18 protein-coding genes are annotated in these 18,547 nt (G+C 62.7%); 8 read left to right on the top strand and 10 right to left on the bottom strand.

The features are described 5' to 3' along the window. Positions 1-94: 94 nt before the first annotated feature. Complete coding sequence (locus EDF71_RS11125) at positions 95-1,471, bottom strand: CsgG/HfaB family protein (protein ID WP_133856662.1); 1,377 nt, start codon at positions 1,469-1,471, stop codon at positions 95-97. Positions 1,472-1,490: 19 nt separating this feature from the next. Then, the gene (locus EDF71_RS11120; RefSeq protein ID WP_133856661.1) at positions 1,491-2,066 is read right to left on the bottom strand and encodes a hypothetical protein; all 576 of its coding nucleotides are present in this window, start codon (positions 2,064-2,066) and stop codon (positions 1,491-1,493) included. A gap of 368 nt (positions 2,067-2,434) precedes the next feature. On the opposite strand from EDF71_RS11120, the gene EDF71_RS11115 reads away from it, so the two are divergent. From EDF71_RS11115 to EDF71_RS11105, 3 genes are all read left to right on the top strand, one after another. Then, complete coding sequence (locus tag EDF71_RS11115; RefSeq protein WP_166656517.1) at positions 2,435-3,088, top strand: response regulator transcription factor; 654 nt, start codon at positions 2,435-2,437, stop codon at positions 3,086-3,088. Between the two features lie 83 nt (positions 3,089-3,171). Next, positions 3,172-4,680, top strand: a complete 1,509-nt coding sequence (locus EDF71_RS11110) for an ABC transporter substrate-binding protein (RefSeq protein WP_166656516.1) — start codon at positions 3,172-3,174, stop codon at positions 4,678-4,680. Positions 4,681-4,685: 5 nt separating this feature from the next. Beyond that, a complete protein-coding gene (locus tag EDF71_RS11105) occupies positions 4,686-6,761 on the top strand; it encodes a hybrid sensor histidine kinase/response regulator (RefSeq protein WP_133856658.1) in 2,076 nt (691 codons plus the stop codon). A gap of 54 nt (positions 6,762-6,815) precedes the next feature. On the opposite strand, the gene EDF71_RS11100 is transcribed toward EDF71_RS11105, so the two are convergent. The 7 genes from EDF71_RS11100 to mnmG all read right to left on the bottom strand — a co-directional run bounded on the left by EDF71_RS11100 (position 6,816) and on the right by mnmG (position 13,944). After that, positions 6,816-7,862 carry a peptidoglycan-binding protein gene (locus EDF71_RS11100; RefSeq protein ID WP_133856657.1) on the bottom strand — a complete coding sequence of 349 codons (1,047 nt, stop codon included), beginning with the start codon at positions 7,860-7,862 and terminating at the stop codon, positions 6,816-6,818. A 212-nt stretch (positions 7,863-8,074) separates the two neighbouring features. After that, entirely contained in the window at positions 8,075-8,992 is a 918-nt protein-coding gene (locus tag EDF71_RS11095) for a ParB/RepB/Spo0J family partition protein (RefSeq protein ID WP_133856656.1), read from the bottom strand. A 5-nt stretch (positions 8,993-8,997) separates the two neighbouring features. Continuing rightward, positions 8,998-9,555 (bottom strand): alpha/beta fold hydrolase, encoded by a 558-nt coding sequence (locus EDF71_RS11090; protein ID WP_133856816.1) that lies wholly within the window; start codon positions 9,553-9,555, stop codon positions 8,998-9,000. 182 nt (positions 9,556-9,737) lie between these two features. Beyond that, the gene (locus EDF71_RS11085; protein WP_133856655.1) at positions 9,738-10,511 is read right to left on the bottom strand and encodes an AAA family ATPase; all 774 of its coding nucleotides are present in this window, start codon (positions 10,509-10,511) and stop codon (positions 9,738-9,740) included. A 23-nt stretch (positions 10,512-10,534) separates the two neighbouring features. Continuing rightward, a complete protein-coding gene (locus tag EDF71_RS11080) occupies positions 10,535-11,149 on the bottom strand; it encodes a LysE family translocator (protein WP_133856654.1) in 615 nt (204 codons plus the stop codon). 162 nt (positions 11,150-11,311) lie between these two features. Next, positions 11,312-11,968, bottom strand: coding sequence for a 16S rRNA (guanine(527)-N(7))-methyltransferase RsmG (rsmG, locus tag EDF71_RS11075; protein ID WP_133856653.1), 657 nt, complete (start codon positions 11,966-11,968; stop codon positions 11,312-11,314). Further along, entirely contained in the window at positions 11,965-13,944 is a 1,980-nt protein-coding gene (gene mnmG / locus EDF71_RS11070; RefSeq protein ID WP_133856652.1) for a tRNA uridine-5-carboxymethylaminomethyl(34) synthesis enzyme MnmG, read from the bottom strand. Before mnmG ends, rsmG begins: the two co-directional genes overlap by 4 nt. 260 nt (positions 13,945-14,204) lie before the next feature. On the opposite strand from mnmG, the gene gstA reads away from it, so the two are divergent. The 3 genes from gstA (at position 14,205) to cueR (ending at position 15,635) form a co-directional block, all read left to right on the top strand. After that, on the top strand, positions 14,205-14,807 hold the full coding sequence (gene gstA, locus EDF71_RS11065; RefSeq protein ID WP_133856651.1) for a glutathione transferase GstA: 603 nt from the start codon (positions 14,205-14,207) through the stop codon (positions 14,805-14,807). 154 nt (positions 14,808-14,961) lie between these two features. Next, entirely contained in the window at positions 14,962-15,156 is a 195-nt protein-coding gene (locus EDF71_RS11060) for a cation transporter (protein ID WP_021027169.1), read from the top strand. Between the two features lie 2 nt (positions 15,157-15,158). Next, a complete protein-coding gene (cueR, locus tag EDF71_RS11055) occupies positions 15,159-15,635 on the top strand; it encodes a Cu(I)-responsive transcriptional regulator (RefSeq protein ID WP_133856650.1) in 477 nt (158 codons plus the stop codon). Positions 15,636-15,718: 83 nt separating this feature from the next. On the opposite strand, the gene EDF71_RS11050 is transcribed toward cueR, so the two are convergent. Beyond that, the gene (locus EDF71_RS11050) at positions 15,719-16,798 is read right to left on the bottom strand and encodes a recombination-associated protein RdgC (protein WP_133856649.1); all 1,080 of its coding nucleotides are present in this window, start codon (positions 16,796-16,798) and stop codon (positions 15,719-15,721) included. 312 nt (positions 16,799-17,110) lie between these two features. Here EDF71_RS11050 and EDF71_RS11045 point away from each other — a divergent pair, with 312 nt between their 5' ends. Both EDF71_RS11045 and EDF71_RS11040 read left to right on the top strand, forming a co-directional pair. Continuing rightward, positions 17,111-17,665, top strand: coding sequence for a Spy/CpxP family protein refolding chaperone (locus EDF71_RS11045; protein ID WP_133856648.1), 555 nt, complete (start codon positions 17,111-17,113; stop codon positions 17,663-17,665). Between the two features lie 163 nt (positions 17,666-17,828). Next, a complete protein-coding gene (locus EDF71_RS11040; RefSeq protein WP_133856647.1) occupies positions 17,829-18,392 on the top strand; it encodes an acyloxyacyl hydrolase in 564 nt (187 codons plus the stop codon). Positions 18,393-18,547: the final 155 nt, after the last annotated feature.

The following is an 18,547-nucleotide window of genomic DNA, read 5'->3' as shown; positions in this document are numbered from 1 at the left end:
GAAAACTAGACGTGATTTGGGTGTTTTATGCTCTTAGTGCCCGTCTATAAAGCGCTATAAGCTATGAAATTGGTAGCTACAAAAACGATGCTGCTCAGGGCTTGACCTGCAGGCGGGCCAGCAGGCGGTAGCCGGCGCCGTAGCGGTGCACGGTGGTGTCGCCGGGCGTCGGCCGCCACTGCACCTGCACCTGGCTGGGTGGAATGCCGTGCTGGGCCAGCTCGGCGCGCAGCGCTTGCAGGCGCTCCTCGGTCAGCGCATCGCGCCGGGCGGGGTTCTGGTCGTTTTCGTTCTCACGCGCCAGCAGCGCCATGCGCACGCCCTGGCCGGCACGCAGGCGGGTGGCCACGGTCTCTGCGGCGGTCGCAGATTGCTGGGCAATGCGGGTGTTGTTCTCTTCAAAAACCACGTCCAGCGAGGTCATCGCGGCCTTGGTTTTCTCGGGCATTGGCTCGGTGGCCGCAGCCACCGGGGCAACGGCTGGCGCAGGTGCCGGCGCGGGCACAACGGCCGGTGTAACTGGTACCTCGCCCGCTGGTGCAGCGGGCTCGCCGGCCGCTGTCTTGGCGCCTTCCATGCAAGGGCCTGCCGGGGTTTGCGTCACGGTGCTGATCAGCTCCAGCACGCCCTGCTCCAGAGTGGTGCGCACGCCCAGTTGCACAGGCTCCAGGTCCTTGCTGCCGGCGTTGATGTCGAACAGGTTGCTGCCGAAGAAGCGGAAGACACCCGCACCAATCTCGCGGCCCACGATCTGCTTTTGCAGGCTGACGGCACGCACCACGCGCAAGGTCTTGGTCTCGACGATACGCAGGTCGGCGCCCACGTTCATCGTGAAGACGCGGTAACGCGGGCCGATCTGGTTGACCTGGGCTTCGATGCCGCCCGACTGGATGTTGTAGTTCACCTCGGTGAGGCCACCGATGATGTAGTAGTCGGAGCGCAGGATGGAGCCGCCGTAGTACGGCAGCCAAGGCACGGCGCGCTGGCCCTTTTCATCGGCCAGTGCGTGCTGGTTGCCATCGCCCAGCTGGCGCCGGTCGGTATAGGCCAGCTCCAGCTCGGCCACGCGGGTGTCGAAGCGCTCGCGCACATCGATGGCGCCGCCGAGCTTGCCCAGCGCCGAATAGACCATCAAGGACCCGCCTTGGGTGACGACATTGCCATCGCCCTGCGAGTACTTGCCGGTGTAGTCCTTGATATCGCCGACGGCAATCGACAGCGGTGGCCGGCCCTTGCCTTGCTCGACGATGCGGTGCGACAGGCAGGCAAAGCTGTTGTCCAGCGGTGTGCCGTTGTGGCGCGGGCCAGGGCCTTGCATCACGGGCGCTTCGTCATCGGCCATGCGCACCTGCTGGTAGGTGGGCAGGGCGCAACCGCTCAGCAGCAGGGTGGCGGCCAGGGCTGACAGGGTCATCGTGCGGCGGGGCAGCGGGCCGCGCGCGGACAGGGGGGAAAGGTTCAAAGCGTGCATGGTGTCCTCCGTCCGCGCTTTAGTTGATGGCACCGCTGGCGCCAAACTGGCAGGCCGAACTGCCGCTCACGTTGGTGCTTTGGTTGCCGCTGTTGTTTTGCGCGACCTGCATGTCCTGCTGGCCATGGGCGTTTTCGCTGTTGATGGGCGCCATCGTGGTGCTCGATGGGCTGCCCTGCACGCCGCTGCTGATGGCGCCGCTGTTGCTTTGGTTGTTGTTGGCCACGCCACCACGGCCCAGGTTGTCGCTGCTTTCGCTGGCGCTGCCGGTGCTCGATGCGCTGTTGCCGGCCGATGCATTGGTCTGTGGCGATGCGACCTGGTTGGCCTGGTCGGCCGAGCTGCTGTTACCGGCGGCGGTGGGCTGGAAGTTGCAGTTCACCTGGCGCTCGATGTTGGTGATGTAGGTGCTCTTGAAGGCGTCGTAGTAGCCGCCCTTTTTCTTCTCGATCAGGTCGTTGGTGAGGGCCCGGTTGGCCCGGTCGGCGCTGGTCTGGAACTGCCAGGGCACCGATTCGCCGAGCCAGCCTTGTGCGTGGCTGGAAGCGGCCGCCGTCAGCAAGGCAGCGGCGAGGTAGAGGGAGCTGTGTTTCATGTCGTCCTCACAGTTGGGTGTTGTGCTGTTCATGGGCAAAACAGATGGAGCGACGACAGGCATCCCATGGCGGCCAGCCATCGCATGGGATGCATGGTCGGCTGGCCGTAAGTAATTGTAAATAGACCAGATGTACTAGCTTAGAGGCCACTTTGCGGTGCAAAACCTCCACCAGAGGCAGGCATACATCATCAATAAATCTATAAAAATCATTGGACTTTTTTCTATTTCAGCGAATACTAGGAATCTATCGATGTCGCCGAAATGCGCACTAGTTCATATGGACTATTGGTTGCTTTAGTAAATAGATGTAAGGTACGGGCCATGAAGACATGCGCCCACCATGCCGCAAGAAGGAGCCTGCGGATATGACACTGCCACTGCCATCGGTCATGCTGGTGGATGACCATCCCCTCTTCCGCCAGGGCCTGCGCATGATGCTGATGAGCAGCAACATGCTGCAGGCCGATATCCACGAGGCCGGCTCCGTCACCGATGCGGTGGCGCAGGAGCACTGGGTCAACTTGGTGATGCTGGACATCAGCATGCCCGGCTGCGACGGGCTCGAAGGCATCGGCCAGATCCGCAAGCGCTGGCCCGGTGCCTATGTGGTGATGCTCTCCGGCCATGACCACCCCGAGCTGATGCGCGATGCCGTGCGCCAGGGCGCCTCCGGCTTTATCTCCAAGGCGCTGGAGCCCGAGGCCATCTGCGCCCAGGTGCAGCACTGGCTGCTGCGCAGCCTGGGCATGGAACAGAACATCCACAAGGCCAGCGGCCGCAGCCTGACGCCAGACGCCAAGCCCCATGCCGAGGTGCTGCCGCTGCGCCAGTACGAGGTGCTCAAGATGCTGGCCAAGGGCTTCAGCAACAAGGCCATTGCCAAGCATTTCGGGCTGAGCGAACATACGATCCGCAACCAGGTGGCGTCCATCCTCAAGCACCTGGGCGCCGATACCCGAACCCAGGCGGTGCTGGTGGCACAGCGCAACGGAATCCTGCCCGCCACGGCCATCAAATAAAGCTGCTGCTGTCGCCGCCCAAGCGCCAGCGCCATGCCACTTGCCGGCCCGATGCCAGGCAGGTGTACAACCAGGAAGCCATGATGGACATAGGCCTCAAAGACAAGCCCCAGTGGATGCGCTGGGCGCTGGCTGTTTTGCTGCTCTGCTGCCTGGTAGGCCTTGCGCCCGCCAAGGCCGCGTCGGAGCGCCTGCGCATCGGTATACCGCTGGAGCCCTCCTCGTTCGACATCACCAGCACCGCGGCCGCCACGGCCAGCGAGATCACCTATGCCAATGTGTTCGAGGGCCTGACCATCATCGATGGGCAGGGCCAGATCAAGCCGCGCCTGGCGCAGAGCTGGACGGTGAGCCAGGACGGCAAGCAGGTCGATATGGTGCTGCGCCGCAATGTGCGCTACCACGATGGCAAGACCTTCAATGCCGCGACGGCCGTCTTCAGCCTGCAGCGCCTGCTGCAGATGAAGAACACCAATGCCTACCTGGAATGGTTCGACAAGCTTGAATCCGTCGAGGCCAAGGACGAGTACCTTTTGCGCATCCGCCTGAGCGAGCCTGATGCGCTGCTCAGCTATGCGCTGGCCATGCCCGGCGCGGTGATGGTGCACCCCGACAGCGCGGCCAACAATGCCAGCACGCCCGTGGGCACCGGCCCCTACCAGGTCGAGAAATGGACCAAGGGCAAGTCCATCACCCTGGTGCGCAATGAGCAGTGGTGGGACAGCCGCAAGCCCGCCATCCGCCTGGCGGATTTCCTCTTCATGTCCAGCGCGGCCGAGACCGAGAACATGCTGGCCGAAGGCCGTATCGATGCGCTCAGCTCGGTGACGCGGCTGACGGCCTCCTTCATGGCGCGTACCGACTATGTGATGGGCCAGCGCGGTGTCGAAGGCAAGCTGCTGATCGCGATGAACAATGCCCGCGCGCCCTTGAACGACATCCGGGTGCGGCGCGCCATCAACCATGCGCTGGACCGCAGCCGCTACCAGGACATCTATGGCGGCTCCATCGAGGTGCTGCCCATTGGCAGCCACTTCTCGCCGCACCACCCGGCCTATGTCGACCTGGTGCCGCGCTACCCCTACGACCTGGCACAGGCCAAGGCCTTGCTGGCCCAGGCCCAGGTGGCGCCGGGCACCAGCCTGCGCCTGGCGGTACCGCCTACCGATTACGGGCGCTATGGCAGCCTGATCGTGGCCGCGCAGCTGGAAGCCATTGGCCTGCAGGTCGAGATCATCCGCATGGACTGGCCCACCTGGCTGGACCAGGTGATGAAGCGCAAGGACTATGACCTGAGCCTGATCATGCATGTGGAGCCGATGGACATCGGCATCTATGCGCGCGATGACTACTACTTCAACTACAACAACCGCGTGTTCAAGAAGATCTGGGAAAAGCTACGCGCCTCGGCATCGCCGCAGGAGCTGGACGAGTGGCTAGGCCAGGCGCAAAGGCAGTTGGCCGAGGATGCGGTCAACGCCTTCATCGTTGTGCGGCCGGAGCGCAACTTCATGCGCAAGGGCCTGGTGGGCATGTGGTCCAAGTGCCCCATCCCGACCTTTGCGCTGGAAGACCTGCGCTGGCAGAACTGAGAACCATGGCAGACAGACCGCTCCCCTCTCTAGCGCTTGCCGCGCAGGCCGCACCGGACAAGCGCAGCTTTCCGATGTCGGTGACCTCGCGCATTCTGCTGATGCTGGTGATTCTGGCCGTGGGCATTGCGGTGGTGTTTGCCTTGACCTTGCAGGGCCTGCGCCGCACCAACCAGGCCTTGCAGCAGCTGTCCAGCGTGGAGATGGAGCAGCTCATCGCCAGCACCCGGGTGATGCAGCAAAGCGAGATGATCGGCAGCTATGCGCGCCTGGTGGCCATCACCAATGACATGGGCGAGCGGCGCCTGAACATGGTGGAGCTGACCGACCGCATGGGCTGGCTCGACAAGCTGCTCGGAGAGATGACGCAGACCCGGCTGGATGGCGCGATCGACCCGCTGATGCAGTCCAAGCGCAATGCGCTCAATGCCAATGTGCAGCAGCTGAGCCAGGCGATTTTTCAGCCAGCCCAGCATGGCCTGGATGACCGCGCCGTCTTCCATCTGGTGGCCGAGAACCAGATGCTGGCCACCGACATGTCCCTACTGGCCAGCCGCGCTGCAGCCGATTTGCGGCGCCAGCTCAATGAGCGCAGCGTGCAGCTGTCGCGCGACGTGGCCGCGCAGCAGAGCAACCTGAACTGGCTGGTGGCCGTGCTGATCCTCTGCGTGGTGATGGCGGGCATCTACATGCATGCCTCGGTGTCGCGCCGCCTGGTGGCCTTGCGCCGCGAGGTCAGCAATGACGAGTTTGGCGGCATCTATGCCGTGCCCCAGCAATGGGGCGACGAGATCGACCAGCTGGGCCGCGCCATTGCCTCCTACAAACAGCACCTGAACGACCACACCCGCTCAGCCCAGAACGCGGTACGCGCCAAGAACCGCTTTCTGGCCGGCGCCAGCCATGACCTGCGCCAGCCGGTGCAGGCGCTCAATCTGTTTCTGGAGACCTTGCGCGGCTCGGGCCTCAACAGCCAGCAGGCGGTGGTGCTGGAGCATGCGCGCGCAGCGCTGTCGGCCAGCCGCGAGATGCTCGACACCTTGATGGACTATTCGCGCATCGAGGCCGGGGTGCTGGACCCCAAGTTCCAGCCGGTGGCCATTGCCGGCTTTCTGCGCCGGCTGGAGAAAGAGTTCGGCCCGCAGGCCGATGCCAAGAACCTGGTCTTCCGCGTGCGCGACAGCGAGGACTGGATCTACACCGACCAGTCGCTGCTGTTCATGCTGCTGCGCAATCTGGTGTCCAACGCGCTGCGCTATACCGACCAGGGCGGTGTGCTGCTGGGGGTGCGCAAACGCGGCATGCAGCGCGTGATCGAGGTCTGGGATACCGGCGTGGGCATCGATGACGAACACCACGATTTGATCTTCCAGAAGTTCCGCCAGGTGGGCGAGGACCACCACATGGGCAGCAAGGGCCTGGGGCTGGGCCTGGCCATCGTGCGCGAGCTGGCCGATATTTTGAATGTGCAGGTCGCGCTGTCATCGGTACCGGGGCGCGGCAGCGTGTTCCGGGTGAGCCTGATGGCCGAGGCCGTGCCCGCCGGCGGCTATGGCCTGGTCGCCGGGCTGTGGGAGCAGCCGGACGACGGCGACTACTCCTCGCTGCATGGCCTCAAGGTGCTGGTGGTGGACGATGAGCCGCTGGTGCGCGTGGGTCTGGCCAGCATGCTGGAGCAGTGGCACTGCCAGGTGATGAGCGCTGCCACGGTGGACCAGGTGCGCCGCCTCATCGGCCATATGCAGGAGAGCAACAGCAAGCCCTTTGATGTGGTGCTGACCGACCTGCGCCTGTCGGCCACCGAAGACGGCAGCATGGTGGTGCGGGCCGTGCGCGATGCCACGGCCGAGCATCTGCCCTGGCAGCAGATGCTGCCCCACTATGTGATCCTGACCGGCGACACGGCCCCCAAACGGCTGCAGATGGCCAACAGCCTGGGGGCCACCTTGATGCACAAGCCCATCGACCCGCGCCAGCTGCACAAGCTGCTGGCCCGCGAGCTGCAGCTGCGCTGCGATATCGAGGAGTTCATGGAGACCCAGCCACCTGCCGATATCGACGAGGCCATCGACAGGGCATGAAAAAACCCGCCGGGGTAAGCGGCGAGCTGCAAGGCTGAGCGCTGTGCGGAAAGCTTATTCCGACAACTGGCGCATCGTGGCCTGGTCCAGACGACCACTGACCGTCAGGCCCTGGTCTTGCTGGAAGGAGCGCAGTGCGTTCTGGGTGCGGGGGCCGGAGGCGCCATCGGGCGTGCCCACGTCGTAGCCCAGTTCGTTGAGGCGCTGCTGCGCTTGCTTCATGGTCATGCGCACATTGGCGCTCTTGGCGCCCGGTGCCGAGGTCTGGCTAGGCGCTGCGGCGCCATCCACACCCAGGCGACCGCCACCGCCCAGGCCTTGGCCCTTGACGGATTGCGCGCTGTAGTTGCGCAGTGCCTGCACCATCTGGTTGTAGGCATCGACGAAAGCGGCCGACACGACCTTGCCTTGCGAGGTGTTGGAGTAGCCACCCATGCTGGCACCTGCCGCACCACCGAACAGGGTGCCAAAGCCGCCCCAGTCGGTGTTGCTGGCGTTACCGGTCGACGAGGACACTTGCACGCCCGAGCGGTTGTCCACCAGGGTCAGCATGGCCGAGGCTTCACGGGTCTTGCTGTTGGCAGCCACACCGGCCAGCGCGCCGCCGCCACGGCCGCCCAGGATGCCGCCCAAGGCAGCACCAAAGCCACCGGCATTGTCTTCGCTGAAGGTCACTTCAGGCGTCAGGCCGTAGTCCGATGCGACCACCTGGCCCTTGCCGAAGTTGCTGCCCTTGCGCATTTCACCGTTGTCCATCATCGCGCGCTCGCGGTTCATCGCGTTCATGCCGGCAGCGCTGCGTTCCACCACCACGAAGCAGTTCGATTGCTGGATCAGCACGCGCAGCAGATTGGCGGTCGGAGGCAGGCGGTATTCGTTGCGCAGAATGGTGTACCAACCGGCTTGCTGGTTCTCGACCAGGGACACGGTACCTACGGGCGAATCGCACTTTTCGAGTTGGCTGTTTTCACCTTGGCTGCTGCCACCTGCTGCACCGCCGGTCACCATGTTGTTGGTGCCGCCGCCCAGCTTCATACCGGTGCTTTCGCAGCCTGCCAATGCCAAGACGGCCATTGCCGCCACCAATGCTGCTTTTTTCATGTCGCTCTTCTCCCGCAAGTAAATCAGTTGTTCATTCAAAGCGAGCCCGGAATTCCTTCCAGGCTCGATTACTTCGATTTCGAATTTTTGCTTTGCGCTGCTGACACGGAAACCATCTGCTTCCAGGAACCTCGGCGGAGCGTTGTCCGCTCTTAAGCGAAGTTGTTAGTAAATGTCACCAGAATCACGACGTGCAGCACATGGCCGGTGCATTATCCACGTAATTTATCAATCAATCCATTCAGGGCATCCAGAGAACCAAACTGGATTACCAATTCACCCATCTCTTCGAGTTTGCCAGCGCGCTTGACGCGCTTTTTCACGCGCACTTCGACCTCGGCCATCAACAGGTCCGAGAGCTCTTCTTCCACCCGCTTCAAATCGCGTGATTTCGCCGCTTTGGCCTTGACCGGGGTTTCGCCGGAGAACTCGGCGCTGACCTTTTTGACCAGGCTCTCGGCCTCGCGCACGCTCAGTTTGCGGGCATTGATCTGGTTGGCGGCGGTGATCTGCGCAGCACGGTCCAGCGCCAGCAAGGCGCGGGCGTGGCCCATGTCCAGATCCCCTGCCATCAGCATGGTTTGCACCGGCTCGGCCAGGTTCAGCAGGCGCAGCAGGTTGGAGGCGGCCGAGCGCGAACGGCCCACGGCCTGCGCAGCCTGTTCATGCGTCATCTGGAACTCGCCCACCAGGCGCGACAGGCCCTGGGCCTCTTCCAGCGGGTTGAGGTCTTCGCGCTGGATGTTTTCGATCAGCGCCATCGCGGCGGCGGACTCGTCCGGCACATCGCGCACCAGCACCGGCACCTCGGCCAGGCCGGCGATGCGCGCAGCGCGGAAGCGCCGCTCACCGGCGATGATTTCGTACTTGCCGGCGTTGTCGCCCGCGGCCAGCTTGCGCACCAGGATGGGCTGCATGATGCCCTGGGCCTTGATGCTTTCGGCCAGTTCATACAGCGCGCCCTCGTCCATGCGCGTGCGCGGCTGGTAGACACCGGGCACCATGTCATCGAGCAGCAACTGGTGCGGCAGCTGGCCCTTGTCATCGCTGGCAGGCGCCGCGTCTTCGACCTTGGGGCCCAGCAGTGCTTCAAGGCCGCGTCCCAGGCCCTTGGGTTTTTTGGTTGCCATGGTTTTCAGTTCACCTTTGTTGGTTCGGCCATCAACTCGGCCAGCAGCGCCTGGCCCAGTGGCCAATCGCCCAGCCCGGATTCGGCATTGATATGGCCGCAGGCGCCCTGGTCCACCCAGCGGGCACCCCAGTTGCTGGCCAGCCACTGCGCGCGCTCGGCGCTGCAATAGGGGTCGTTTTGGCTGCCCACCAGAATGGCGGGAAAGGGCAGTTTCTGCAGCGCAATCGGTGACCAGCCAGGGATGTGTTCGGCCAGGTCGGGGCGCTCCACATCGCCCGGTGCCACCAGCAGCGCGCCACGCACCTTGCAGGCTGCCTGGGGCGAATGGGCGGCCCACCAGGCCGTCAGGATGCAGCCCAGGCTATGGGCGACCAGCACCACCGGCTGCGGCGCATCCAGCACCACATCCTGCAGACGTGCCGTCCAGTCACCACGTTTGGGGTGCATCCAGTCGTGCTGCTGCACGCGCTCATAGCCCAGTTGCTGTTCCCATACCGTTTGCCAATGGCCCGGTCCGCTGTTTTGCCATCCCGGCAGCAGCTTGATGGACGAGGATTCAATGCTCATTTTTTAATAGCAAAAAAGCGCCACCGTACTGCGCTGTTTCAAAGAAATGCAAACCCTTATTGTGCCCGAATGTCTCTCACACGCAATGCGGGCGCCAGCGGCATCGCAGCGGCCATGAAAAAGACCTCCGCATGCCAGGCACCGGAGGTCTGTCGGGCAGCGGCCAAGGCCGGCTGTCACTTCATGCGTTTGATGCGCTTGACCATCTCTTTGGCAAACTCGACAAAGGCCTTGCTGCCCTTGGCGGCCGGGTCGAACACCACGCCCGGCAGGCCATAGCTGGGCGCCTCGGCCAGGCGCACGTTGCGGGGGATCACCGTGTCGAACACCTTGTCGCCAAAATGCTCGCGCAGCTGGTCGCTCACCTGCTGCTGCAAGGTGATGCGCGGGTCGAACATCACGCGCAGCAGGCCGATGATTTCGAGGTCGCGGTTCAGGTTGGCATGCACCTGCTTGATGGTGTTGACCAGGTCGGTCAGGCCTTCAAGCGCAAAGTACTCGCACTGCATCGGCACGATCACGCCATGGGCCGAGCACAGGCCGTTCAGGGTGAGCATGGACAGGCTTGGCGGGCAGTCGATGAGCACGAAGTCAAAGTCGGCGTCGCTCGCCTCCAGCGCGGCCTTGAGCCGCTTTTCACGGCGCTCCAGCTCGACCAGCTCAACCTCGGCACCGGAGAGCTCGCGGTTGGCGCCCAGCACCCAGTAGCCGCAGCGCTCGGAATGGACGGCCGCCTCCTTGATGGTGTTCGATTCGAGCAGCACATCGTAGACCGAGGTCTCCAGCGCGCGCTTGTCGATGCCCGAGCCCATGGTGGCATTGCCTTGCGGATCCAGGTCGACCAGCAGCACACGCTGCTTGATCTTGGCCAGACCCGCAGCCAGATTGACTGCCGTGGTGGTCTTGCCGACGCCGCCTTTTTGGTTGGCGATACAGAAGATTTTTGCCATGAGAACTCGCTTCGTCCACTAACTTATTTGGTCAGGGCCAGCTTGAGGCCAAAACCAATCAAAAACACACCCGCTGTCTTTTCCATCCACTTGACCAGGGCCGGGTTGGCGCGCAGGCGCTCGGCCAGGGTCTTGGTGATCAGCACCACCACCGTGCAGTAGGCCAGGCTGATCACTGCCACCGTGGCCGCCATCACGGCGAAGGTGGGGATGCCCCGGTGGGTAGCTGGATCGACAAACAGCGGGAAGAACGCCATGTAGAAAACAATGGCCTTGGGGTTCATCAAGGTGATGAGAAAGCCCTGCTTGAAATAATGCCGCGGTGCAATCTGGATGACTGGCTGGTCCCCTGGCTTGGCGGTGATCAGCTTGTAGCCGATCCAGCCCAGGTAAATTGCGCCGATCCATTGCACCGCATGGAAGGCTGCTGGGTAGGCCGTGAGCACCGCCGCCACACCAGCCACCGCCAGCCACATCAACACCTGGTCAGCCGCCATGCAGCCGGCGCAGACGGCCAATCCGGCCCGTATGCCGCCCTTTCCGGTCGAGGTGATCAGCGCCAGATTGCCTGGCCCGGGAATCATCAGGAAAAGGAGTATGGCGAAGACAAATGCACCATAGTCAGAAATGCCAAACATATGCTGCCTGCTGCGGTAAAGCTTTGAGTGTAAACGACGCCCCCGCTTGCAAGCCAGCAAAAGCGCGTTGTTACCGGCCCAAGCGTCAGCAAAAAGCCCCGAAAAATCGGGGCTCTGAATGGATTCAAATGGCAGCAGCTGTGGAGCTGCTGCAAGCGTCGATCAGGAGGTCTGGTGGCGCATCCAGACAATGCAGCGCTCGGCATCCAGGCCGGGAACTTGCAAGGGCTCGATGCTCAGCACCTGCACCGTAGCGGGCAACAAGGCCAGCTCATCGTCCGGGCGCTTGGCCTTCATCGCCAGCCAGATGCCATCGGCCTTCAGGGTCTGGGCCGACCAGGCGGTGAAATCCTGCAAGGCGGCAAAAGCACGGCAGCTGACCACGTCGTACTGCTGGCTCAGCTGCTCTACCCGCGACTGGATGCCATGCAGGTTGCGCAGGCGCAGCGCGGCAGCGGCTTGCTGGATAAAGGCGACCTTCTTGCCCACGGTGTCCACGCAGCTCACATCCAGCTGGGGCAGGCAGATGGCAAACACCACGGCGGGCAGTCCGCCGCCCGATCCGACGTCGAGCAGCTTAGGGGCTGGCAGGCCCGTGCCCTCCAGATGCCGCACCAGCGGCGTCACCGCCGCCAGGCTGTCGAGCAGATGGTGGGTCAGCATCTCTTGCGGGTCGCGCACCGAGGTCAGGTTGTAGACCTTGTTCCACTTCTGCAGCAGATCCAGAAAAGCCATCAACTGCGCAATTTGCTCATCGCTCAGCGACAGGCCCAGTTGTTGTACGCCGTCACGCAGTGGAACTTCCAAAAGTGCGCTCATGCAGTCGTTACCTCTTGTGCAGTGCTGAAGCCTTTGAAGCCACCTTTTTTCAGGTGCACCATCAGCAGGGAAATGGCAGCGGGCGTGACACCGGAAATACGCGATGCCTGGCCCAGGGTTTCGGGGCGGTGGGTTTGCAGCTTCTGGCGCACTTCAAACGACAGGGCCGTCACCTGCATATAGTCCAGCTCGGCGGGCAGGCGCAGCTTCTCATAATGGGCAGCGCGTTCCACCTCGTCCTTTTGGCGATCGATATAGCCGGAGTACTTGGCACCGATCTCCACCTGCTCGACCACGGACTCGCTCAAACCGCCCAGTGTTTCACGTGAAACGTCGCTGGTCTGGTAAGCGCCTTCGTTCATACTCATCAAGGTGGCGTAGTCCACACCAGGGCGGCGCAGCAGATCGAACAGGTTGTACTCCCGCTCCATCGCCTTGCCCAACACACGTTCGGCTTCTTGCGCAGCGACGATGCGTGGGTTCACCCAGGTGGCCTTGAGGCGTTCTGTTTCACGTGAAACAGCATCACGCTTGCGGCTGAAGGCATCCCAGCGCGCATCGTCGACCAGGCCCATCTTGCGGCCCTCTTCCGTCAGGCGCATGTCGGCATTGTCTTCACGCAGCTGCAGGCGGAACTCTGCCCGGCTGGTAAACATGCGGTAGGGCTCGGTCACACCCTTGGTGATCAGGTCGTCGACCAGCACACCCAGGTAGGCTTCATCGCGGCGCGGCGTCCAGGGGCCTTCCCCCCGGCATTGCAGTGCCGCGTTCAGGCCGGCAAACAGGCCTTGGGCTGCCGCCTCTTCATAACCGGTAGTGCCATTGATCTGGCCAGCAAAAAACAGGCCCTGGATCTGCTTGGTCTCAAAGCTGTTCTTCAGGGAGCGCGGGTCAAAGTAGTCGTACTCGATCGCATAGCCCGGGCGCAGGATGTGCGCGTTCTCCAGGCCCTTCATGCTGCGCACCAATTCGTACTGCACATCGAACGGCAGGCTGGTCGAGATGCCGTTGGGGTAGTACTCGTGGGTGGTCAGGCCTTCGGGCTCCAGAAAGATCTGGTGGCTTTCCTTGTCGGCAAAGCGGTTGATCTTGTCTTCCACGCTGGGGCAGTAGCGCGGCCCTACCCCTTCGATCTTGCCGGTGAACATCGGGCTGCGGTCAAAGCCGCTGCGGATGATCTCGTGCGTGCGCGCATTGGTGTGGGTGATGTAGCAAGGCATCTGCGCCGGGTGCATCTCCGCATTGCCCATGAAGCTGAACACCGGCAGCTGGCCTTCGTTCACGCCACCGGGCATGCCATCACCAGGCTGGGTTTCGCATTGGCTGAAGTCGATCGAGCGGCCATCGATGCGCGGCGGGGTACCGGTCTTCAGGCGCCCCTGGGGCAGCTTCAATTCCTTCAGGCGCGCGGACAGGCTGACCGCTGGCGGATCGCCGGCACGGCCAGCGGCATAGTGGTTCAGGCCCACATGGATCTTACCGTCCAGGAAAGTACCGGCCGTCAGCACCACGGTGCGGCTGCGAAAACGGATGCCCACCTGGGTCACGGCGCCCACCACGCGGTCGCCCTCCACCATCAGGTCATCGACCGCTTGCTGGAACAGCCAGAGGTTGGGCTGGTTCTCCAGCGTCTCGCGGATTGCTGCCTTGTACAGGATGCGGTCGGCCTGGGCGCGGGTGGCACGCACGGCCGGGCCCTTGGAGCTGTTGAGGATGCGGAACTGGATACCACCCTTGTCGGTGGCCAGCGCCATGGCGCCGCCCAGCGCGTCCACTTCCTTGACGAGATGGCCTTTGCCAATGCCGCCAATGCTGGGGTTGCAGCTCATCTGGCCCAGGGTTTCGATATTGTGGGTCAGCAGCAGCGTCTTGCTGCCCATGCGTGCAGCGGCCAGCGCTGCTTCGGTGCCGGCATGGCCGCCACCCACAACGATGACATCAAATTCTTGCGGATAGGTATAGGGGGTTTGGCTCATACGGCCTCATTCCAGGGCTCGCAAGGCAGGCGCCTTGCAGTCAGTCAGCCCTTCTGCAGCCCTTGGGCAAAAGTGGCGAATAGTCGGTTTTGCCCGCTATTTTAATGACTTGGGGGTTTACAGGCGGTCAGCGCTGTTATTGCGCCGCAGCCACCTGCGCTGCAAAGCTTTGTCAAAAGCGATAGCATGGTTTGGCCCAGAACATGGTATGGCTTATGTCCGTTGCCCGATGTTCTTTAACCCTGACTGGAGATTTGTTGATGAAGCTGTATTTCTCTCCCGGCGCCTGTTCGCTGTCGCCCCATATCGCTCTGCTGGAAGCCGGCCTGCCCTTCACCCTGGAGATGGCCAGCACCAAGACCCACCAGCTCAAGGACGGCACCGACTTCTACACCATCAACCCGCTGGGCTATGTGCCCGTGCTGGAGCTGGACAATGGCCAGCGCCTGCGTGAAGGCCCGGCCATCGTGCAGTACATCGCCGACCAGGCGCCCGCCTCCAAGCTGGCACCCGCCAACGGCACCTTCGAGCGCTACCAGCTGCAAGAGTGGCTGGGCTTTATCGGCACCGAGATCCACAAGGGCTTCTCGCCACTGTTCAACCCCAACATGCCCGACACCGTCAAGGACATGGCCCGCGTGCAAGTGCTCAAGCGCCTGACCTGGGTGGATTCGCAGCTGGCCGGCAAGGAATTCCTGATGGGCACGGATTTCACCGTGGCCGATGCCTACCTGTTCACCGTCAGCGGCTGGAGCAAGTTTGTCGGCGTTGATATCAGCGGCCTGCAAAACCTGGCTGGTTTCCTGCAACGCGTGGGCGCCCGTCCATCGGTGCAAAAGGCCATCGCGGACGAAAAGCAGTAAGCGCAGCCTCGGCCCAGGGATGCTGTTTCACGTGAAACACATCCGGGCCGATGCAGCTCTGATCGCTTGTTCCTGGTGAAAGACCCTGCTCTTGACCTTCACACCGTGTCAGCTTTCAAGATCAGGCCATCAACCAAAGGAAAAGGAAACTCTGATGCAAAACACCTTCCAAGTCCAAGGCATGACCTGCGGCCACTGCGAGCGTGCCGTCACCCAGGCTGTGCAGCAGCTCGACGCCCAGGCCAAGGTAGCGATTGACCGCGCCCAAGGCAAGGTCGTGGTCGAGTCCAGCCAGCCGGCAGACAAGATCGCAGCGGCCATCGCGGCCGAAGGCTACCAGGTCCAGTAAGCATGGCCAGCCCGTCACGCAAGCCTGCGGCTGAGCGGTCCATCGCCTGGCCGGTGTCCATCAGCAAAGCGGCCCAGCTGGCGGGTATCTCTGCGCGCATGGCGCGCCATTACGAGTCGCTGAACCTGCTGCCCCATGTCAACCGCACCGACAGCGGCTACCGCCTGTATACCCAGTCCGATGTGCATACCCTGTCCTTCATCCGCCGCAGCCGCGATCTGGGCTTCTCGATGGAGGAGATCGAGAACCTGCTCAATCTCTGGCACGACAAGCAGCGCGCGAGTAGCTCGGTCAAGGAGATTGCGCAAAAGCATATTGAGACCTTGCGCGAGCGCATCGCCGCGATGAAGGACATGGAACGCTCGCTGCAGGCGCTGGTCCACAGCTGCCATGGCGACCAGCGCCCGGACTGCCCTATTCTCGACAGCCTGTCCGACCCCAACGCTGATCCCGATGCAGCCAGCTGCTGCAAGCATTGAAGGCCTGGACAGACCACCGCCTTCGCCATAAAAAACGCGCTCCTGGGAGCGCGTTGCGTTGTTGTTTCTGAGCGGGGACGCAATCAGAAGGGGCTGGAATCCGGATCCTGGTCCACCGGCGCCGACTTGGGGCCGGTCTGCATGCCTCCAGGCTTGCCGGACGCATCGAAAGGCTTGCCCACCCCTGTGCCCAGGCTAATCGGCTTGACGGCCGCTGCAGCCCCTTCCCGGGCCGCTGCGGCGGGTTTGTCGCCCCGGTCGGGCAGCTGGCCCAGCTCGGTGCGGCCTTCACCGCCCAGTGCCTGGATCAGGTCGGGAATCAGCTGGCTGAACTCACCGGTGGCAATGGCCACATCGGCGTCAAAGCCGCCATCTTCACTGGCGCCTTCCATCACCACATCCAGCAAGGCCACCTTCTTGAGCTGCAGGCCCTCGGTCAGCACAAAGCTGACCCGGTCGTCCCAGGTCAGCGCCAGCTTGGTGGGCAGCTTGCCCTGGTCGATATGCTCGCGGATCTCATCAATGCCCAGCGGGTGGCGGGCATAGCGCACCACGGCCTTGGATTCGTCGGCACTCTTGAGTTCGCATTCCTGGTCAATGCTGAAGCCGGCCGGCGCATCGTAGCTGTGCAACCAGGCGGACATGGCGCCCTGGGGGCTGTTCTGGGTGTCGATCAGCGCCACGGCAAAACCGGGCGATGCCTCGACCAGCATGGTGATCACTTCGTCGGCACGGCCCTGGCTGCTGGTGTCCAGCACCAAGAGGCGCGCCTGCGGATCGATCCAGATCCAGAGCCCGCCCTGCTTGGTGAAGGCCATCGGCAGCAGATCCAGCTTGCACTCGTCCTTGAGCTCCTGCTTTTCCTTCTTGCCAGGCTTGCGGCCTTCCTGGGCTTCGATATGGGCAAGCTTCTCATCGACCTTGCGGTTGAGCACGCTGGCGGGCAGCATCTTGCTCTCGCTCATCAGCCGCAGAATCCAGTGGCCGCCCACCGATTCGACCATGGCGCCATGCTCTTCGCCGCGCGGAGGCACCCAACCGGTGGATTTTTCCTGGGTGGCACCGCACTGCTCAAACTGCTGCTTGGCCAAGGCCGTGTCCAACGCCACCAAATCCGGCTGCCAGGCTTCGGAGATGCGGTAAAAAATCATGTTCTTGAACATGCCATTCCTTTGTTTTGGGAGGCTGCCGGCTTGCTGCGTCAGCCCTTTAAAAAACACAAGCGGCCCTGGTGTGCCGCACTGATCTGCTGTCCATTGTGCCGCGAATCCGGCCCGCCCCAGAGCGATGGGCCGGGCAAAAAAGCCGGGGTTTGGACTTGTTGACCGGCTGCCAGCAGCGCACACAGCCCCAAAGCCAAACAACCAAAATTGGTAATTCTTTACACAGCCATACCGGCCAGTGACGGGGCTCTTACATGGCAGGCGGACACTGCAGACATCGCATAAGACATCACAACCCGGAAAGGAAACACCATGTCTCTCTTGCAACGCAGCGCCATTGTGACCGCCATGCTGGCCAGCCTGTCGGTTTCCAGCTTCGCCCAAACCCCCAGCACGCCTGCAGCAGCCCCCACCGCCCAAAGCGCCCCCGCCCCTGCCAAGAAGGCCCATGGCCCTGAAGCACGCGAGGCCCGCATGGCCAAACGCATGCAGGCATTCAAGGCCTCGCTCAAGCTCAATGCCAGCCAGGAAGCCGGCTGGACCAGCTACATGGCAGCGGTCAAACCCCAGCGCCCAGCGCCGGGTGAGCGCCCTGAACGCCCCGACTTTGCCAAGATGACCACGCCGGAACGCATTGACGCGATGCAAGCCATGCATGCCAAGCACCAGGCCGCAATGGACCAGCGCAACCAGGCGACCAAGGCCTTCTATGCCACCTTGACGCCAGAGCAGCAAAAGACCTTTGATGCGGAAACCTTGAAGATGCATGAACGCCGTGGACACGGCCCGGACGGCAAGGGCTCACATGGCCCGCGCCATCAAGGCCCCAATCCGAAACAGTCTGTTCCGCCAATGGACAGCAAATAAGGCAGGAGCCCTCCTCCCGCCTCGGATCTCTCTCTCAATCCCCTCCTGCGCAGCCCTCAAAAGCTGCGCTTTTTTATGCCCCGCAAGTCGTAAGCGGTTGCATACAGGCAACATCCAGCTTTTGCTGACAAAAGCGCCTGTCGTGCAGGTGTAACATTATTTAATGCAACACCGCCCCCTCCTCTCCGCTCTCAGCCTGTGCGCGCTGACCGTCTGGACCGCATCTGCCCACGCGCAGTTTGCCGACAAGCGCAACAGCCCCACTTTGTACCTGCAAGCCGGTGTTGCCGAGCGCGATGCGCGAACGCTCACCGTTGGCTCGACCATCCCAATGGACTGGAAGACTTTCTGGTGGGGCCATCCCGTGACCGCTCATTGGGACTTGAGCGTATCCGGCTGGAACTCGGACCGCATGGGCCAAGAAGGTAGCCGCACCATTGCCGTCGTCGGCCTGGTGCCCACCCTGCGCTTTCACAGCAAGAGCCAGTACCCCTGGTTTGTAGAAGCAGGTCTTGGCGGCTATGTCTCCAGCAAGCTCTACGAAAGCCGCGACAAGCGCTTCTCGACCGCCTTCAACTTTGGCACCCATATCGGCGTGGGCTACTTCACCGGCATGCGCCGCGAGAACGAATGGTCCGTGCGCCTGGAGCATGTCTCCAACGCCTCGATCAAGCGCCCCAACCCTGGCGAGAACTTTGTGCAGCTGCGCTACGCACGGCACTTCTGATGGCTTGACGGAAAAAGCCCCCCTCTTCCCCTTCATACCGCCTTCCGGCGGTATTTTTTTGGTTCATCGCTGAATTCCGTGGATGACTGGCGAACGCTTGAGTACCCTAAGGCCTGATTCAACGGCAATCAGGAGGAACAAGTGCTCGACCGCAA

The organism is Comamonas sp. JUb58 (genome assembly GCF_004364775.1).
Lineage (GTDB): Bacteria > Pseudomonadota > Gammaproteobacteria > Burkholderiales > Burkholderiaceae_C > Comamonas.
This window is presented reverse-complemented; position numbering and strand designations above follow the sequence as displayed.

Excerpts from the sequence above, each read along its gene's own strand:
- cueR (WP_133856650.1), top strand. The coding sequence starts at position 15,159 with ATGGCCAGCCCGTCACGCAAGCCTGCGGCTGAGCGGTCCATCGCCTGG.
- EDF71_RS11120 (WP_133856661.1), bottom strand. The coding sequence starts at position 2,066 with ATGAAACACAGCTCCCTCTACCTCGCCGCTGCCTTGCTGACGGCGGCC.
- EDF71_RS11095 (WP_133856656.1), bottom strand. The coding sequence starts at position 8,992 with ATGGCAACCAAAAAACCCAAGGGCCTGGGACGCGGCCTTGAAGCACTG.
- EDF71_RS11045 (WP_133856648.1), top strand. The coding sequence starts at position 17,111 with ATGTCTCTCTTGCAACGCAGCGCCATTGTGACCGCCATGCTGGCCAGC.
- EDF71_RS11050 (WP_133856649.1), bottom strand. The coding sequence starts at position 16,798 with ATGTTCAAGAACATGATTTTTTACCGCATCTCCGAAGCCTGGCAGCCG.
- EDF71_RS11100 (WP_133856657.1), bottom strand. The coding sequence starts at position 7,862 with ATGAAAAAAGCAGCATTGGTGGCGGCAATGGCCGTCTTGGCATTGGCA.
- mnmG (WP_133856652.1), bottom strand. The coding sequence starts at position 13,944 with ATGAGCCAAACCCCCTATACCTATCCGCAAGAATTTGATGTCATCGTT.
- EDF71_RS11085 (WP_133856655.1), bottom strand. The coding sequence starts at position 10,511 with ATGGCAAAAATCTTCTGTATCGCCAACCAAAAAGGCGGCGTCGGCAAG.
- EDF71_RS11105 (WP_133856658.1), top strand. The coding sequence starts at position 4,686 with ATGGCAGACAGACCGCTCCCCTCTCTAGCGCTTGCCGCGCAGGCCGCA.
- EDF71_RS11080 (WP_133856654.1), bottom strand. The coding sequence starts at position 11,149 with ATGTTTGGCATTTCTGACTATGGTGCATTTGTCTTCGCCATACTCCTT.
- gstA (WP_133856651.1), top strand. The coding sequence starts at position 14,205 with ATGAAGCTGTATTTCTCTCCCGGCGCCTGTTCGCTGTCGCCCCATATC.
- rsmG (WP_133856653.1), bottom strand. The coding sequence starts at position 11,968 with ATGAGCGCACTTTTGGAAGTTCCACTGCGTGACGGCGTACAACAACTG.
- EDF71_RS11110 (WP_166656516.1), top strand. The coding sequence starts at position 3,172 with ATGGACATAGGCCTCAAAGACAAGCCCCAGTGGATGCGCTGGGCGCTG.
- EDF71_RS11040 (WP_133856647.1), top strand. The coding sequence starts at position 17,829 with ATGCAACACCGCCCCCTCCTCTCCGCTCTCAGCCTGTGCGCGCTGACC.
- EDF71_RS11125 (WP_133856662.1), bottom strand. The coding sequence starts at position 1,471 with ATGCACGCTTTGAACCTTTCCCCCCTGTCCGCGCGCGGCCCGCTGCCC.
- EDF71_RS11115 (WP_166656517.1), top strand. The coding sequence starts at position 2,435 with ATGACACTGCCACTGCCATCGGTCATGCTGGTGGATGACCATCCCCTC.
- EDF71_RS11060 (WP_021027169.1), top strand. The coding sequence starts at position 14,962 with ATGCAAAACACCTTCCAAGTCCAAGGCATGACCTGCGGCCACTGCGAG.